At 49.8% G+C, this 16,767-nt stretch carries 16 protein-coding genes and 1 pseudogene; 5 read left to right on the top strand and 12 right to left on the bottom strand.

All coding sequences use genetic code 11. The features are described from left to right. Nucleotides 1-112: 112 nt before the first annotated feature. From BN4275_RS08470 to BN4275_RS08450, 5 genes are all read left to right on the top strand, one after another. Nucleotides 113-1,162 (top strand): LacI family DNA-binding transcriptional regulator, encoded by a 1,050-nt coding sequence (locus BN4275_RS08470; RefSeq protein WP_066456750.1) that lies wholly within the window; start codon nt 113-115, stop codon nt 1,160-1,162. Between the two features lie 167 nt (nt 1,163-1,329). Then, complete coding sequence (locus BN4275_RS08465) at nt 1,330-2,511, top strand: mandelate racemase/muconate lactonizing enzyme family protein (protein ID WP_066456747.1); 1,182 nt, start codon at nt 1,330-1,332, stop codon at nt 2,509-2,511. A 17-nt stretch (nt 2,512-2,528) separates the two neighbouring features. Next, on the top strand, nt 2,529-2,990 hold the full coding sequence (locus BN4275_RS08460; protein WP_066456744.1) for a tripartite tricarboxylate transporter TctB family protein: 462 nt from the start codon (nt 2,529-2,531) through the stop codon (nt 2,988-2,990). 86 nt (nt 2,991-3,076) lie between these two features. Further along, nucleotides 3,077-4,102 (top strand): tripartite tricarboxylate transporter substrate binding protein, encoded by a 1,026-nt coding sequence (locus tag BN4275_RS08455; RefSeq protein ID WP_066456739.1) that lies wholly within the window; start codon nt 3,077-3,079, stop codon nt 4,100-4,102. 34 nt (nt 4,103-4,136) lie between these two features. Next, on the top strand, nt 4,137-5,639 hold the full coding sequence (locus BN4275_RS08450; RefSeq protein ID WP_079988172.1) for a tripartite tricarboxylate transporter permease: 1,503 nt from the start codon (nt 4,137-4,139) through the stop codon (nt 5,637-5,639). Nucleotides 5,640-6,090: 451 nt separating this feature from the next. Here the strand turns inward: BN4275_RS08450 and BN4275_RS17040 are convergent, their stop codons facing one another. From BN4275_RS17040 to BN4275_RS08390, 12 genes and pseudogenes are all read right to left on the bottom strand, one after another. Next, nucleotides 6,091-6,366 carry a helix-turn-helix domain-containing protein gene (locus BN4275_RS17040; protein WP_079988171.1) on the bottom strand — a complete coding sequence of 92 codons (276 nt, stop codon included), beginning with the start codon at nt 6,364-6,366 and terminating at the stop codon, nt 6,091-6,093. Between the two features lie 17 nt (nt 6,367-6,383). After that, nucleotides 6,384-8,111 (bottom strand): VirD4-like conjugal transfer protein, CD1115 family, encoded by a 1,728-nt coding sequence (locus BN4275_RS08445; RefSeq protein WP_079988349.1) that lies wholly within the window; start codon nt 8,109-8,111, stop codon nt 6,384-6,386. 20 nt (nt 8,112-8,131) lie between these two features. After that, the gene (locus BN4275_RS08440; protein ID WP_154018859.1) at nt 8,132-9,655 is read right to left on the bottom strand and encodes a DUF3991 and toprim domain-containing protein; all 1,524 of its coding nucleotides are present in this window, start codon (nt 9,653-9,655) and stop codon (nt 8,132-8,134) included. Next, entirely contained in the window at nt 9,580-12,378 is a 2,799-nt protein-coding gene (mobP3, locus tag BN4275_RS08435; protein ID WP_066456732.1) for a MobP3 family relaxase, read from the bottom strand. The genes BN4275_RS08440 and mobP3 overlap by 76 nt, the downstream gene beginning before the upstream one ends. A gap of 63 nt (nt 12,379-12,441) precedes the next feature. Next, nucleotides 12,442-13,053 (bottom strand): Fic/DOC family protein, encoded by a 612-nt coding sequence (locus tag BN4275_RS08430; RefSeq protein WP_066456730.1) that lies wholly within the window; start codon nt 13,051-13,053, stop codon nt 12,442-12,444. A gap of 397 nt (nt 13,054-13,450) precedes the next feature. Further along, nucleotides 13,451-13,756: a DUF2442 domain-containing protein gene (locus tag BN4275_RS08420; RefSeq protein ID WP_066456723.1), complete on the bottom strand. Its 306-nt coding sequence runs from the start codon at nt 13,754-13,756 to the stop codon at nt 13,451-13,453. Between the two features lie 13 nt (nt 13,757-13,769). Beyond that, the gene (locus BN4275_RS08415; protein WP_066456722.1) at nt 13,770-14,030 is read right to left on the bottom strand and encodes a DUF4160 domain-containing protein; all 261 of its coding nucleotides are present in this window, start codon (nt 14,028-14,030) and stop codon (nt 13,770-13,772) included. Between the two features lie 58 nt (nt 14,031-14,088). Next, the gene (locus BN4275_RS08410) at nt 14,089-14,505 is read right to left on the bottom strand and encodes a hypothetical protein (RefSeq protein WP_423230142.1); all 417 of its coding nucleotides are present in this window, start codon (nt 14,503-14,505) and stop codon (nt 14,089-14,091) included. 491 nt (nt 14,506-14,996) lie between these two features. After that, complete coding sequence (locus BN4275_RS08405) at nt 14,997-15,284, bottom strand: hypothetical protein (protein ID WP_066456710.1); 288 nt, start codon at nt 15,282-15,284, stop codon at nt 14,997-14,999. Then, nucleotides 15,281-15,538, bottom strand: a complete 258-nt coding sequence (locus BN4275_RS08400; RefSeq protein ID WP_066456699.1) for a DUF6103 family protein — start codon at nt 15,536-15,538, stop codon at nt 15,281-15,283. Before BN4275_RS08400 ends, BN4275_RS08405 begins: the two co-directional genes overlap by 4 nt. Before the next feature lie 32 nt (nt 15,539-15,570). After that, nucleotides 15,571-16,287 (bottom strand): annotated as a pseudogene (locus BN4275_RS08395) (gamma-glutamylcyclotransferase family protein); the annotation flags it as partial. 67 nt (nt 16,288-16,354) lie between these two features. Next, nucleotides 16,355-16,642: a hypothetical protein gene (locus tag BN4275_RS08390; RefSeq protein ID WP_066456686.1), complete on the bottom strand. Its 288-nt coding sequence runs from the start codon at nt 16,640-16,642 to the stop codon at nt 16,355-16,357. Nucleotides 16,643-16,767 lie beyond the last annotated feature (125 nt).

The raw sequence follows: 16,767 nt of genomic DNA, 5'->3' as shown, positions 1-16,767 counted from the left end.
AAGAATCGATTTCATGGGAAGGCGCAGTGAGAAAAGCTTAGTTGCCAGAAGCAATGAACTTTAGTATACTGATTTTACAGAGGAGTCTATCAATCGTTCGGGAGGGACGGGAATGGCCACGATCTATGACATCGCAAAAGCCGCCGGCGTTTCCAGTGCGGCAGTTTCCATGGCACTAAATAATAAGAAAGGCGTTAGTGAGGAGACCCGAAGAAGAATTTTAACCATTGCGGAAAATATGAAATATGTCGCGAACGATACCGCAAAGCAGCTGAGTACCCAGCGTTCTAAGACAGTGGTTCTATTTGTCTCCGCCATGAGTTATGAGTATTTTAACAGCTCTTTTTATTTCGACATCATTAAATATATCTCTATGGGACTCGGCCAGAAACTGAACATTAACATTCAAATGAGCACGCTGGATCAAGATGCGGAGATGATTGAACAGTTGGCGACTGCAAATAAAGTGCTGGCATATGTTTTTATCGGCACTAGGCTTTCTCCTGCATTTATTGGTAAGCTTATTGGGGACACCCCGGCCATCTTTTTCAATAAACCCTACGCCTTGGGAAGAAACAGCTATTCGGTCAGCTTTGATAACCAGCGGGCAGCCTATCTGCTTACAAAGTATCTGATCAACCTTGGACATCGGGACATCGCTTACCTCGGCTATGTGCCAGGGGCAATTCCGGCAGAAAACCGCATGATTGGCTACAAAAGCGCTCTGGAGGAAGCTGGAATCCCGCTGAATACCGATCGTGTTTTTCAAACTGAATACCTTTCGGTTTTTGGTTATTCCACGATTAAAGATATGATTTTGCTGGACACCCCTCTGCCTTCTGCCATTATATGCGGAAACGATTTGATTGCTGTGGGCGCTATGAAAGCCCTGCTAGAATTCGGCTTCCAGGTGCCGGGGGACGTATCAGTGGTGGGTATTGACAACCTGCAATTCACCGATATGCTGCAGGTGCCGCTCACCACCATCAATGTCAATTGTGAGAAAATTGGGCTTGCAATCGCCACTTTGCTGCTGGGAATCTCAGAAAATAAGGAAATCGGACGCCATGTGATGGTGAATGTCTCCCTGACCGAGCGAAAAAGCGCAGGAAGATACAATCCCAACAGAAGAAGTTGTCGGAAGGAGCTTTCAAAAAGTTAAGTTATTAAGCATATTTTTAACTTAACCGAGTAAATATCAATACGTTTTTATAGGATTGTTTGGGTATTATACCAAATAATCCTTAATTTTTGTAACTCAATTGACTATATACAATATGCTTTCTATAATTTGATTAACCGGTTAATTCTTTCGAATGGGTGAAGCAAATGAAGATTCAGCAAATCAATGTATATCCTTTAAATGCGACTTGGGTAAAATACTACGGAGGAGAAGACAAGGTCCCCGAATTTTTGTTTCGTCCTTCATCGAATTTTGCCTACAATCCCAGAAAAGGTCAGCATACCACCCTGGTGGAAATCATCTCTGAAGATGGCGTCAAAGGATACGGCGAATGTTTTGGGATTCCTGACGCGGTATATTCCGCTAACTATGTAAAGGATATTATGGCTCCTATTCTGCTGGGGAGGGAGGCATCCAACATTGTTCAACTCTGGAACATCATGATGCATGTGGCGGCTGGTATTGGTAACTCTTCCGGCCCTATGATGGAGGCAATCAGCGGTATTGATACAGCATTGTGGGATTTGAAGGGGAAGTCTCTCGGTGTGCCGGTATATGACCTGTTGGGAGGGAAACTCCAAGAGAAAATCTACTGCTATTCCACACCTATCAGCCATTTCAAAACTGTTGAAGAGACTCGCGCCAAGACCAAAGAATTATTAGATATGGGCTTCACTGCGGTAAAATTGAAGGTGGGCAGAGGGATTGACACCGATCTTCGCCATGTTGCCGCAGTTCGGGATGAAGCAGGTCCCGATGTGAAGCTTCTGCTCGACAACAATTGTGGGTACGAGGGAAAAGTATGGCAGGCCATTGACTTTGCCAAACAGGCGGAAGCATATGGCATCTACTGGTTTGAGGAACCGGTATCCCCGGAGAATCTGGATGCCTACAAACTGATCAAAAGCCATATCAACCTACCGATGGCCACAGGGGAAAATAATTTCACATTTTCCTCTTTCAAACGGTTGATCGACAGCGGCACCATCGATATTATCATGCCCAATTTGGGACGCGCGGGAGGTATTTCCGGCGTGCATCAGATTAATAATTACGCACAGGCCCGCGGTGTCCAGCTCTCCCCGCACGGAGTGGGTTCCGGAGTCAGTATCCTGGCGGCGTTGCATCTTATGACACCGTTCCAGAACGCTCTGCTTTTTGAATATAATCAACTGCTCAATCCCCTGCGTCATGGGATTATGCACAACAAAATTCCTTACAGCCAGAGCTATATTCAACTGAACAGCGATCCTGGGCTTGGCGTCCAGATCAATTGGGAAACGGTGGACAAATATCTGGACGATCAGTGGAAGGCGGCTAATTGTTAAATGAAAGGAAGGATGATATGAAGAACAAAAAGCAACTGTTAACAGGGATCATTATGTTGGTGGTGCCGGCATTCTTCCTTGTGTCCACCAGCCTTAAAAAAGATGACCTGTTTTTGGTGCCCTACATTGCTATAACGATAATGGCTATATGCGGGCTGATTACGATTGTCAAATCCTTGGTCGCCACAAATATAGACAGTGCTGCGGCCACGGGTCAGAACACGAACACGATTCCGGTGAAAGAACTGCTTTTGGCAACGGCTTTCCTTGGGCTGTGTGTAGCAGGTATGCGCTATATCGGTTTCTATGTAACAATCCTGGTGATGCTCTTCCTCATCCATGCTTATATCCGAAAACGGAACAGTACCCCTTCCTATCTCCGCTCCCTGCTTTTTGCCTTAGGAGCATGGGTGGTGGTGTATCTGGTTTTTGGTTTGGCTCTACAGCTAAGAGTTCCCAGCGACGTGTTGTTGTTCTGAGAAACAAAATTCAATGGTTTTTTTGCGCAGTATATACCTGATAAATGGAAGAATGAAAAAACAATTACTTAAGGAGGAAATAGAATATGAATAAGTCATTCAAACAGATCCTAAGCGTGATAGTTATACTGGCCATGGTCGTTGCATTGTCTGCTTGCAACAATAGCCAGCCGCCTTCCAATAGCAATGCATCCCAAACACAAGAACCCGTGCCCGCCAAAAAGGCCGACTTCCCCAAGGGACAAATCGAGATGATCGTACCTTATAAGGCAGGTGGCGGCACCGATAACGCCGCCCGGATTATTGCCGACGCCCTCACCGAAAAACTGGGACAAAAAGTGGTTATTGTAAATAAAGCTGGCGCAGGCGGAGAGATTGGATTTGAAGCCATCGCCAACGCTGAGCCGGACGGCTACACGATCGGCGTCCTAGGATCTCCCGACCATATGTATCTGTCCGCAGTAAAGGAAACTGAATACACTCTGGATAATTTCGATAATCTGGCCGTCTACAACCTAAGCCTGCCGGTACTTGTCGCCCGTAAAGACAGCTTCAAGAGCATGGACGAGCTAATTGAGTACGGCAAGGCCAATCCCGGCAAAGTAACTTTCGGCGTATCCGGCGGCGGGCCAAAGACAGAGGCTGCCGTCGCCATGCATTACGGTGGCTTTGAGGGGACAATCGTGGACTTCCCTGGATCTGCTGACGTAACTACCGCACTATTGGGCGGACACGTGGATCTTGCGTGCCTAACCCCTTCCTACTTCCCAACATTGATACCCGAGGGCTGTGTGCCGCTGGCATATTTTTCTGAAGAGAAGATCGAAGAATATTCTGACATCCCCTCTTTTGTAGATATGGGACATCAGGTCAATATCGCCCATAATCCGATATTCGTCCTCCCTGCTGGTGTTCCGGAGGATATCAGAGCAGTTATTATGGACGCCATGGAAGAGATAGGCGCTGATCCCACCACCAAAGAAAAATTTGAGGCCCTTAATGTTGTGTACAGCTACATGAGCGGTGAGGAACTGGATCAGTATCTGGACGGATGCGAAGAGTTGATAACCACCATGGTGGGGCAGTACAGTGAGATATTCTCTGCCCAATAAGCCTCTTAAACCATGAAGAAAGGCGGTTGCAATCTTGTCAATCGAAATTATCAAAAGCCTATTGGCTCCAGATATGATCCTCATCACCGTCTTAGGCACAGTGATCGGAACCGTTTTCGGCGCGATCCCGGGACTGACAGGAACCATCGGTGTAAGCCTTTTGCTTCCGCTCTCCTTTGCGCTTGAACCGCAGGCAGGGTTGCTGTTGCTGGGTGGGATTTATATGGGCTCTATGTATGGAGGTTCTATCACAGCGGTACTCATCAATGTTCCAGGCGCGCCGGAAGCCACTTTCACCGCGGTAGAGGGTTTCAGGATGACGCTGAATGGGGAATCCCAAAGGGGTTTATACCATTCCATCTATGCCTGTGTTTTCGGCGGGTTGATCGGTGTAGTCACCCTGATTTTTTTCACCCCTGTCTTAGTGGATATCGCAGTAAAATTTGGCCCACCAGAAATGTTCCTTATGGGACTGGCCGGTCTCACTGTCATTGGTGCGCTGGCGGGTGGAAACGATCTTCCGAAATCCTTCTTTGCAACGGGATTGGGTGTGCTGATCAGCTGTATTGGCGCTGATTTCACCACTAATATTAACCGATTTACCTTTGGAATCTCTCCGTTAAAGGGCGGCGTTTCATTGATTGCGGTAGTTCTGGGTATGTTTGCCGTTTCGGAGATGCTGCTCAACATTGGCAATAAAACGGGTAGAATCACGCTTCAGGAACAGAAAAAGATTTCTCGCATCCAGGTACTCAAAGAATTTCTCAAATATAAATTCACCTTAATTCGATCAACTCTTTTGGGTGTACTGATTGGCGTCCTGCCGGGTGTAGGCGGTACGACTGCCTGCTTTGTAGCCTATGGAAATGCCAAGACAATGTCAAAAAGGCCCCAAGAATTTGGGAAAGGCAGCGCGGAGGGGATCATCGCCAACGAGAGCGCCAACAATGCCGTGGTGGGCAGCTGCCTGGTTCCCCTTCTTTCCTTGGGCATACCGGGTTCTGGGACAGCTGCTATTATGCTGGGCGCTCTGACCGTCCATGGGATCATTCCTGGACCGGAACTATTCACAAAGCATGCCGATGTGGCCTATACCTTTATGTACGGCATGGTTGGTACCGTCATTGTCATGGGGATTCTGGGACTCTTTGGCGTTAAGCTGTTTGCCAAGGTGGTCAGCATCAGTCTGGAGTATATTATTCCCATCACCATCGTCTTCTCCATGTTGGGCGCCTACGCGGATAAAAATAGTATTTTTGACATTTGTATGGTAGTGGTTCTGTCTGTTGTCGCAGTGCTGATGAAAAAGAACGGCTTCCCAGTGGCTCCTTTGGTGCTGGGTGTCGTATTGGGCCAGCTAATTGAAGCGCATCTAAGAACTTCTTTGGTCTTGGCCAAAGCGGCAGGTATCCACATTGTACCCTTCCTGCTTATGCGCCCCACTTGTGCAATCCTCATTGTTTTGGTAATTATCCTGCTAATCTTTATGTTCCGAATTAACCGAAAAGCGGCGGAAAAAACAGGATCCCAAGACTAGATCTTCTTAAACAGAGGGACATGTTATCAGCAATTTGCCGATAACACGTCCCTCTTTCTCTTAAGGATGGTATGCAATTTCTTTATGATGAAACGATTTGATATAATACATCCCTTCAATTGTATAAGAAAAAATACAAAGTCAAAATTGGGAATTTTCAAAAATTGTCTTCCACTTTTTCGAGGAGGTAGAGAAGTGAAATTTAAAACTGGAGAAGTACCAATTAGTAGTATTATCTCCTGAAATTTGACGGGGAATAGCCCTAGGAATGGATATTTGGAGCACGAAAAACAAGATGGGTTTAAAAGTATGGGCCGGAGGACAGGCGTCTTCCGGCCCATGTTTATTCTCAGCGGATCACAATTCTTTTTCTGAAACTGGCGTATTCCTTCAAGTGGGTACTTCACTGCATGGCTCACCATGAACCATGACATGGTCCAGCGACATAACGCTACGGTCCCCTGGTGGGCTGGTCGCGAATCAAAAACAACAGACTGCTGCGGGCTCCGTTTTGCCGCCATCGCTGTTCGGTCGTAATGAAGCCGGAACGAGTTAAGTCAGAGATCGCGCGTTTTACAGTGCTTCTCGACAGCCCCAGTTCTCTCGCTATCGTTCCAATGGCTGGCCAGCACTGTCCTTTTACATCCGCATGATCGTGAAGATACATATAGACCGTTACAGCCCGATGCGGCAAATCCGTTGAATAAATGGATCTAAAATACCCCAAGGACCAACCTCTCAATCTCAATCTATACGAACTGGGTTAGGTCTGCGTCTGGATGGAACAGCCGGTTCAGGAGCTTCCGGGGTTGGCACAGGAGATCCAAACTTTTCCCGGATGGATTGTTCCACCTCCTCCTTATCCGCATATTGGACCTTACGAGCCGCACGATCTGGGAGTACATAGTTTTTCTCGAATCGAATACCCCAGTCGAGGAAAAGCCGGAAGGTCGTTTTCATCGGATGCATCCCGGTACGCATGGTTATAAAACTGCCCTTTGGCATGGACTTCAGCTCGTCCGGGGTCATCAATCGTCTACCCATCATCTGCAGGCTGCGGGAACTGCTGTCTTTCCCGGTGCTCACCGATCCGGACAGAACGGTTTGCTCCCCCAGGTCACTCGAGAGGGATTCCGCCGCGGTACTGCCCGGCGCGAAACCGCCGAAGATGGTCAGCTGGCAGTTGTCCCGGATTACCTGCGCCCCTTCTTTTCCGTAGTTTTTATCGAGCTGTACCAGCCCTTGAATGAGCGCGACGATACTGAGCCTGCGTGATCTCGCGGCTGAAAAAATCATCTCCGCGCTTTCCAACTTGGGAAGCGTCCCGAATTCATCCGCGTAAAAAACCACCCGCTTGGGCAACGCGCCGCCGAATTCATCCGCAAGGGTCATAATCTCCCGGTAGAGCTGCTGGATCAGCAGGCTGATGAGAAAGTATGCGGTCGGATCTTCTTCCGGCATGACAAGAAATATGGCGGATTTCTCCTTGACAAAGGTTTCGGCATCCACCGCTGTTTCAAAACATAGGATTTGTTCGAGCTCAGAATCCAGAAACGCATTCAGCCTGCTCATGGCAGTTGAGATCACGCTGAGCATTGCCTGCTCTCCGGTATTCAGCGCAGCGCCGGCCATCCATTTCGCTTTGTGCTCCGAAGGAAGTAATTCCATGAGTGACTGGAATTGGTTTTTGCCCTTCGTTTTTCCTGGAGCGAGCAGATCCTGCATCAGCTTGAACACGGAAATAATGTGCCGCTTCTCCGGTGGGCAGAACTCCGCCACCAGCATGATGGTGGATGCGAGAAGTCCCTCGGCTGCATCGTAAAAATAGGCATTTTGTCCGTAGCTGCTGTCGCCGCCCGCCTGGATGATCGTTTTGGCCGTGATCTTGGCATGTTTCTCCGCTTTGGCCCGCGCCCGCAGATCGTCTTGGTTTGCCAGCGCCTGGTCCATATAACGGCTTACCAGGTGGAGCATGTTGGCGCCATCTGATCGGGTTGGATTGCGCAGATCGACAACCGCGACCCGATACCCATAAAACTCCCGCGCAACGGCGCCATAGTTTCGGTAGACGTCCCCCTTGGTATCTGTGCAGAGAAAGCTCATGCCGGTGGCACAGGTATATTCCAGCGCCGGATATAAAAAGTGCGCCGTTTTTCCAACTCCCGACGCGCCGATCATGAGGGAGTGAACATCGCTGTCGTCAATGAGAGCGGTTGTCTTTCTGCCATGTATCTGGGAGCCCACTAGTAGCCCCTGCTGATTGGGAAGGTTTTTCCCCTGTCTCCATAATGCGGGAGTGAAGGGGATTCTTTTGTAGGCACGGGCAATTTCCTGCGGCGTTGCGAAACGGGCTGTGCCGTGCTGCCCATCACCAGTGGGCCTGCTTTTAATTCCCTTGAGGTTCCCGTTATTGGAAAGCAGCTGGACGGTACCCAGGATTCCAAAGCACAGAATACCAAATAAGAGCATCATGACGGCAGGAGAAAACTCGGTCAATAAAACACCTCCATGCTTATTCCATTATCCTGTTCCGCTTTGGACTCCTCGTCCACGGCTTGCTGGACATCTTGAAATTTGACATATGCCCGGACACATTCGAACGCCAATTTTCCATACTGCTTCGCGCGGGCTTTCACCTGATCCGGCGTATGGCAGTCCGGAGAACTTTCGGCCCAGCAAACGCTGTAAACCGCCGCACGCAGCTCCTTCGAACGGCTTTCCAGACTCACCCGATTGTTGTGGGATACAAACCTGTCCTGAATCGCATCCGCAAGCTCCTGCTTTGAAACGGGACGGCCCGAATTTCGATGTTCCCGGATGGAAGCGGAAAAAGAAAGCGCGGCCATAGAACTAATGGCTTCCCGCGCCTGTTCCATTCGGCCTTGTTTCAGGGAAGTATCGTATTGCTCCAAGAGGGCCGGAAGGTTCTGCCGGAGCTGCATTCCCGGCAGGCTGGAAGGCACAAGCTGCTCGCAGATTCTTTTGCATTGCATCGCTTCCGGGTGTTCTTCAGCGGGAACCGCAGGCAGCCCATAACTTGCTTTGAGATCTTCGTTCCAGTCCTTCTGTTCTGGCTGCTCAACTTCGAACCTAATGCCGCGGAGCTTCAGACGTTCAGCCAGTCTTCCAGTAGCCTCTATGCCCGCCTGATCGTGGTCCAGGCACAGAGAGACCGTGTCTATCATCGGTTGTAGGTCAAGCTGCTTCAGGAGCGCCTTTTCCGATATGCCGCAGAGAGCAACATAGCCTTGTTTCTGCCAGTTTTCAGGATGAAGCGTGATATAGGAGAGAAGGTCGACCGGCGCCTCAAAGACAAACAAACGGGTGTCGCTTCCGTTCCAATGGAAACTGTAAGCGGGATCGCTTCCCCTAGCATTTCCCTTGAAGGTCTTTCCGAAGCAGCTCCGTTTGCTTGCATGTTTGGGGGTACTGTTCTCATCCAATCCCACAAATACGGCCTCATGGTAATCCGCGCTTTCATAGATTAAGCCTGCATGTACAAACTCAGTTAGTACTTCCTGATTGATTTTGCGTTCCCCGCAGAGATATCCGAACAGACTGCGCATATTTTGATTGGCTGGCGGCAGGGAGAAGGGCTGCTTTTCTTCCTGCGGTTTTATCTTCGTTTGTGGAAACAATACGACGCCATCCTCACCGATCAGGCTGCGGATGGCGTCGTCTTTTGAAAGGTTATAATATAGCTGCATGAAACGAACCGGATAACCGCCCGTTTCCGCCGCATGATCGTACCATTGATTTCCATGGACAGTAATACTGTGGTCGCTCTCCAGTCGTTTCTCACGCCCCGAACGGATCAGCTTCTCGCCGCGCATCCGCAGCAGTTCTTCCAGGTCGGTCTGATTTGCCCGAGCGATCTGTTCTTTCGTATATTTCATATCGTGGAAAAAGCCACCCATTCGCTGCCTCCTTTTTTCGTAGATTAAATCTTTAATCCCAGGGATTGTTTTTTGCGCGCCAGTTCCTGCCGCCGTTTTCGGTCGATAGAAATGTCCCATTGTGTTGCCGGCGGCAGCTGTGTTTCAAAAATGCGGGAGAGGTGATGCATCAGGCGGGTAACAGACAATAAAAAAGACGGGCCGCGAAAATCGTCCCAATGGTCAAGAAAAAATTGTGCATAGAGATTGCCCTGTTCTGCTGATGCGGACAAAAGCCGGAAGGCTCGTTCCCGATCACGCGGGATATCTTTCCCCAGCAGATAAAGTTTTCCGAGCAGGTATTGGGCATATTGGTTTCCTTGTTGTTCCGACAAGTTCAGCCAATGCATTGCCCGCTCGATGTCTTTTGTAACGACTTCCCCTGAAATCCAGGCTTTGCCCAATTGATATGCCGCAAACGCGCTCCCTTGGTTAGCGGAGCGTTCCAACAGGTCGAAGGCGACCGGGATATCTTCAGGCAGTTCATCCCCTTTGAGGTATAGCATCCCAAGGGTGTACTGCGCATATTGGTTTCCAAGATCCGCAGACTGTGCCAGCCATTTTGCCGCAGTTACAATGTCCTTGGGTATGACTTCGCCCTTTAAATAAACTTTGCCCAGCTGATATGCCGCATAAGAATGGCTTTGTTCTGCCGCCGACATGAACAGCCGGATTGCTTCCTCGGTATTCTGTTCTACCGCTTTGCTCTCCAAATATAGGTTTGCCAGTGCATACTGTGCCTGCGGATTCTTGGTTTCCGCTGCTTTTTTAAGAAGCTGAACAGCACGCACAAGGTCTTCCGATGACGCATCACGCTCTTTGAGGATCATCTTTGCCAGCTGATAGCCCGAGTGGATATTACCCAGCCGCAAGGACTTTTCAAAAAACTGACGCGCGGATGCTTCATCCTGTTTTGTTCCGATCCCATTGAGCAGCATCCAGCCAATACGGTACTGCAGCTTATCGTCATGACTCTTCCGCTCGAGAGAACAAAAACCATGGAATGCATTGCTGGACCATTGTTTTGCTTGGGTCCGATCCTGTTGCGTACCAACCCCATCCCGGTACATCTTGGCAACTTCAAAGGATGCATAAGGAAAGTCCTGCAGCGCGGCTTTGTGGTAAAGAGCGAACGCCTCAGTAAAGTTCTGTTCGACTCCTTCACCGCGGGCATAGAGCCCGGCCAACGAATACTGTGCGTACTTATAATTTTCAGCGGCAGCCTGCTTGAACCACGCGGCCGCTTCTGTCGGATTCTTTTCTGTCCCGCACCCCGCGGCATATAGCTTCCCGATCCGGTATTGAATATACGTTTGCGGGTTTGCCTGTACTATGGTAAGAAAAGCGGATAACGCACGCCTGTACCAAAGCTGCGCGGCGTTCGCATCGGGTTCCCGGCCAAGGCCATCCGCAAACATTCTTGCGAGATCGTGCATTGCTAGGGAATTCCCTTGTTCGGCTTCCGTCATCAAAATTTGAGATGCTTGATCAAAGTTCGGCGGATCGCTGAACAGATATCCTTTTGCGGTTTTATACTCCTTTGACCAAGCGGCAAAAACTTCGTGATCCTCTAAGCCATCGGCATCGTTTGTGCCAATATCGGTATCTGTCGAATTGTCGATATCATCTTCAGGCAAAAAGATTGCACTCGCCAGATCCGGTTCTTCCGCGGTTACTGTTTCACTGCCCAGCTGCAGGGCTTCCTGAATCACCATGTTGAGCACCTGCCGCAGCTCTTTTTGTTGGGAGAGAGGAACCGCTTCTGGAGGTCTATCGGAATATGTACGCAGTTTTTCTGTCTGCAGATTCAGCCAAATATCATACAGCTCTTTGATACGGGCATCTTTTGTCAGATCGTTCACGATGGCGTCCACCTGCGCTTTGATCGGAGCGGGGAGGTATTGATACATCTTTTTTCCCGGCGTGGAAAGCAGGGACTTTGAAAGGCTTCCTATCTTTTCCGCAAGTTCGGGGTCGCTGATGGTTTTGATCCGCAGATCCTTACAAAGCGCCTGCATTGTATTCCGGCTCTCCTGGACCAACTCATCCCGCGTTTCACTCTGCTGTTCATAGAGGGAAAGCAAATCCTGCCGAAAGATTCGGTTTGCAACCTGCGATTTGATTTTCCGGATCCCCTGCTTGGTCAGGAAGCCCTCTTTTGCGTCAATGGAGTAACAGAGCATATGCACATGTGGATGGTGCGACGCGTTATGGAAAGCCGCGTACCAACGGAAGTTTTCCGGGTTGATCTTCATCGCCTCCGCAATCTGCGGCGCCAGGGAACTGAGCAGGTTCTTCCATTCGCCGCCGCTGTCATACCCAAGGCGTTCGGCATCCTCCCGGCGCAGAGAGAAGATGGGTTTCCAAACATTGCCCTTATGGGAGGCGATTTCCCGTACAATCTGGTTCAGCACAAGATGGTTTTCCCCGGACGTAAAGAGGCCATGCGCCCCGCGTTTTTCAACATGCGGCCGCATGGCGATATAGCCGACGTAGTTTTCCAGTTTGGCGATTTGATCCAGGTTTTCTTCCAGTGCGCAGCTGATGAATTCAGAGGCGTTTTCCCTTGTGGGTGCGGCGAGGTAATCGTCATATTCATGCATTTCCTTGCTTTCCGGAAAGACAGCAAGGATTTCTGATACCACCTTCTGCTGGCTCTTTGTTGATGGCGGCAGGCCCCGGCCAGGATCAATTTTGTCCACTCCCTCCCTGGTGGAGATATAGGAGGCGTAGTTTGTCAGGTGCGCCGCATTTTTTTGCGTGCCGCCTTTGGTGTAGGGGCATTTGAGAATCAGACGTGGCATGGCTGCCTCCAAAAGAAAAAGGCGCAAAGGCGGCAGCCGGCCGTCTTTGCGTCCTGATATTGATCATAGTGGTTCCAAACAGAGACGGATGACTTCGATCAGTGAATCTGTATCATAGACTGAATCAATCATTGCGTGCAACAATCGCTCGGGGGAAACCATTCCCCAATCGACGAGATATCCTGCTTGTAAAAACAGCTGACGCACAAACTCCCGAATCGCCCGTCCATTTCCTTCCCGAAAGGGATGAATATAGTTGAGTTCCGCGAAGTACCATGCCCCGCGCTTAATGAAATCCTGCGCTTCCAATCCCTTTAAGCATTGCTCGTCGTGCAGTTGTTCAAGCAACCGGGAAAGTTTTTGCGCAATCTCCTCATGATGCAAGAAGCGAGTCGTCCCCTTGGCGATATCCTCACGTCGATAGTTCCCGGCGAAGGGATAGACATCCCCCAGAAGATAACGATGAATCCGTTTGAGATGATTCGGGGTGAAGCGTCCGAATATCGGGTTCAACAGCAAGTCGTTTTGCCGGATCACTGAGATGTCCGTTTCCACCTGCTTAAGTTCTTGAGCATCCCTGATTCCAAAGCGATTGCGGAGCACATTGGTATTGGGGTAGCAGTAGAACGAACCCGCAACCGCATAGACGTCATATTTTCCAAAAGTATCAGCCATTGTGTGCTCCTCTTGACAGGCCATACTTTTCCCGAATTGCGCGCACCGCGTCGTCCGCCGTCATTTTCCCGGACTCCGCCCGCTCGCAGAGACGGATCGCCTCCTTGCTGGGCGTCATCCTTTCCGCCGCATGGGTAGAAAGGGTGTATTTCAAATTGGTAGAATATTTTCTTTTGGCGCCGCGCCCCATGTCCATTCCTCCGCCCGTTTTTTTTATTATACCTTTTCCCAGTGTGAAAATCAATTAGCCTCCCTCTGATACTGCGCCGCCTTCCTCACAAACTCGCTTTGGATTCTCTCCTTTAAAAAAGACACAAAGACAGCGTCTGGCCGTCTTTGCGTCTTACTGGTTAGATTCCTTTACGATAGGGATTGTTCCACCACTGTGCTTGCCTATTTATGAGACGCACGGCAGAAAGTCCACCTCACGCGCCTCTGGCTGTTCATATACTGTAAGAGGGTCTATATCAATACAGTCGGCGGGATCATGCCTCCCTGTTAAATCCCAGGCAACTGTATCATTTAAAACCGTCAACGTGTTTTTGAATACCCCAATATCCCGAAGCGGAAGAAAGATTTCCTTGTCCAACCGCTCGGACATGTCAAGACACTTGATAGAACCGTCATCAAAATAGGCATAAACCTTATAGTCATCGGAGGCTACTGCTTGTATGACTACAGGTATATAATCAACTCTCGTCATTTAGAATCCCTCCTTATACCAGTGGGTTGATCCGGTTGAGCGGTTTCCCATCTTTGGATAATTCCCAGTTTTGCATAAGCTCATCCCGATGGATCTCACACCATGCCAGAATGAGACGTAACTGTTTTGATGAAAGAAAGCCGCGCATGACTTTTCCTTCTAAAATATCGACGATAGCTTTATTTTCAGCGTACTCCGCATGAAAATGCGGTGGATTGTGATCCTCGTAAAACATAGTGATACGGATACCATAAAACAGAGAAATTTCAGGCACGCTCTCATCACCTCGCTATAGACTTTTTTTATTATTATACCTTTTCCAAGTGTAAAAATCAATTGCCCCCTTTCTGGTACTGCGTCGCTTTATCCAAAGAGATCGAACCGTTGGAATGCTTGACCTCATCGACGCAACGGCCGCGCAGTGCCCGCAGGGTTGTCTCGTCGATCCCGTATTCCGCTGCCAGTACATGCATCATCATATCCGTTTCAACCGCCAGCTTGAAAAGCATCCGGGCCATCCGGTTTTCGCTGTCATCCAGCATCCCGCGAAGGACGTCGGTCAACACTTGAGACAAATATTGCGTGCTGGAATGAGAGCATATGTAACCAGCATAGAAAATTGCAGCGTTTTCTAAAAATTCACTTTGGGATCGGCAGTTTGCCATCTTCAGCGTTTGATCGATTTTTCGGATGGTGCTCGGGTAAAGCCATACCGGAATTCGTTCCTTGATTTCACTTTGTTTTTCCAAGGCTTTCATCCTTTCGGATTTGAAGTTTCATTGCGGTTTCTTGCTCAACGGTTCTGTGAGCTCGCTGTCTGAAGCAAACCTTTCTGGGATTGTTCCTGTGGCCCTGTTATCGCATCCACAAACGGTCTTCTAATCGGCTTTTACAGGATCGACAGCCACCCAGCTTTTGAAAATGTGAACATTCACAGCCACCTATGCAAGCGTACCTCAGCCCGCACTGCGGGCTGAGGTATCCCGGCGGGTGCGCCCATAGGTGCACCTGCCTTTATCCTGCACCAAAATCCATCGCGCGAAAGCGGGTTCCATTGCACGTCCGGCGGGAATGCGAAGGATCCCAGGACATGACGGACGAGGGGGAACGCCGGGGCTGCGCATTGAATTTGCGGATGGACATCCCACAAACAGCGATCGGCGGCGCCCCGGTGGGGCAGCTATCCCAATGCTACCGCTCCTTTTTCAAAATGCGGCGGGGCTTCCGGAAAAGGTGACCTTCAGGGGGCGCGCTTTGCCTGGTATCCGCTTTTCTTTGCGCGTTCCCTCCGGATCTGCCGTTCCTGCTCGCTCATCGGTTCCCGCAGGGAGATGGATACCAGTGATTTTGGGAAACGGCCTGTGACGGCCCCCGTCGAATCCGGCTTCACCTCGTACAGTTCCGGCCGTTTGCGGGACAGCTGCAGGAGCCGCTTCATTATTTTTCCGTTGTTCGTATAGAGTTCCGCGATGGAGGATTCTTCATCAAAGCGCAGGATCGTTTCCCGTTCAGCATTGCTCAATTTCATTCTATCCCGCCTTCATTTTCCGACATGGCCGTTTGCTTCCGTCTAACCCGGTCGCTGCGGGCGGGACGTTGATCATCCTCCTCAGCCCGTCCTTCTATATACTCCCGGACAGCCGCAGGCACATATTTTTCATAAAGCCTGTCCAGCGTTTCCTCCAGTTCAGCCATTAGATCCGCGTCTTTTTTTAACATGTACCGCTGTATGGCTGACAATTTTTCCGTGTCGAATTGGATCTGAAAGGTGGTTTTCTTCACAGGTATTCCTCCTTTTCTGATTCTCCAGGCAGCTAAAACTGCATTTTAGGAGGGCGGCCATCCTCCTGTTCTGGGGAAAGCGCCCCGGTATTGTGTAGATATTCGCCCGCTGTGTAAATATCCATGGCCTCCATCCCTCCGGTTTCGTAAACCTCCCGCGCCGCCGCCATCCCAAAATCAGTGCGTACATCTCCGATATTCCGGAGAATATCCGTTAAGTACAGCTTGATGGAATCTTTTTCAGCCCCATAAGTGAGGCAGGCGTTTGCCGCGAACCTGATCCATTGCGCGTTTTTTTCCATCGAAGGAAGTTCCACCAACATCTCCAGCTGTCGAGGGAATTTGAGCGCTGTTGCGATGGAAAAAGCTGCCTGCATTTGCTTTGCACGGTATTCGTTCAGTCCTACCCGCAAACGATCTGCCGCTGTATTCAGGATATTCCTGTCGAACCCGGCGCTTTTATAACCTTGCGCAATGATGTGATAATATCCAGACGCTGGTTCCTCAAATAAATACCCTGGGTTCATAATATAAGCCATTGCGCCCACAGCCTTTCCATCGATTACAGCCTTCAGTTCTTTTTTTCCGTACAATGTTGGATAACCTTCGTAATGATCCAGCGCCTTTTCGTCCGCCAACTGGATATCCCAAAGGAGTGCGGGCACTTGGTGATTGGCTTTTGGCTCGATGGTAGTGGCAGCGCTATGGGGCCTTCCGCGAAACAGAAGTTCGTATCCCTGCACCATACATGTTCCAACAACCGTTGCGTTGCCCTGGGGACCCTTTCAGCCGCATATCCCACTGTGGGCTTCACTTTTATGGTCGCAACTCTGGATTCACATCGCGCGTTCCGCTTTCTTCACATTGTGTTTCCGGGCCAGCGATTCGTTCCTCCTCAAAGCGGTGAATGAGATTAAAACCCAGCGACTCAATCTCCGCGTTGGTCAGGCCCAGTTTCCCATGGAGCATTTGATACAACTCCTCGCTGCCGTCATGTTCTGCCAGAAATGCGAGGCACTTGGCGCCGACCTGCTCTCGCGTCCAGGGCGGGCGCTTCGAACCGGTCTCTTGGCATGCGTCTTCCAGCGTTTCATGTTCTTTCAAAGATATCCTCTCCAATTTGTTACAGATAATTTCTTGGGTTTTGCGGCGTCCCGTCCTGGATTACCTCATAAAGTAAGTTCACCGCGCCTTTCCGGTTTAAGCCGGAAGGTTTCGGTTCCCTCCCT

This window comes from Anaerotruncus rubiinfantis (assembly GCF_900078395.1).
Taxonomy (GTDB): Bacteria; Bacillota; Clostridia; order Oscillospirales; family Ruminococcaceae; genus Anaerotruncus; species Anaerotruncus rubiinfantis.
The sequence above is the reverse complement of the archived record's forward strand: the minus strand, read 5'-3'. Positions and strand labels throughout refer to the sequence as shown.

Excerpts from the sequence above, each read along its gene's own strand:
- BN4275_RS08465 (WP_066456747.1), top strand. The coding sequence starts at position 1,330 with ATGAAGATTCAGCAAATCAATGTATATCCTTTAAATGCGACTTGGGTA.
- BN4275_RS08460 (WP_066456744.1), top strand. The coding sequence starts at position 2,529 with ATGAAGAACAAAAAGCAACTGTTAACAGGGATCATTATGTTGGTGGTG.
- BN4275_RS08445 (WP_079988349.1), bottom strand. The coding sequence starts at position 8,111 with ATGATGCTCTTATTTGGTATTCTGTGCTTTGGAATCCTGGGTACCGTC.
- BN4275_RS08430 (WP_066456730.1), bottom strand. The coding sequence starts at position 13,053 with ATGGCTGATACTTTTGGAAAATATGACGTCTATGCGGTTGCGGGTTCG.
- BN4275_RS08455 (WP_066456739.1), top strand. The coding sequence starts at position 3,077 with ATGAATAAGTCATTCAAACAGATCCTAAGCGTGATAGTTATACTGGCC.
- BN4275_RS08420 (WP_066456723.1), bottom strand. The coding sequence starts at position 13,756 with ATGACGAGAGTTGATTATATACCTGTAGTCATACAAGCAGTAGCCTCC.
- BN4275_RS08440 (WP_154018859.1), bottom strand. The coding sequence starts at position 9,655 with ATGGGACATTTCTATCGACCGAAAACGGCGGCAGGAACTGGCGCGCAA.
- mobP3 (WP_066456732.1), bottom strand. The coding sequence starts at position 12,378 with ATGCCACGTCTGATTCTCAAATGCCCCTACACCAAAGGCGGCACGCAA.
- BN4275_RS08405 (WP_066456710.1), bottom strand. The coding sequence starts at position 15,284 with ATGAAATTGAGCAATGCTGAACGGGAAACGATCCTGCGCTTTGATGAA.
- BN4275_RS08470 (WP_066456750.1), top strand. The coding sequence starts at position 113 with ATGGCCACGATCTATGACATCGCAAAAGCCGCCGGCGTTTCCAGTGCG.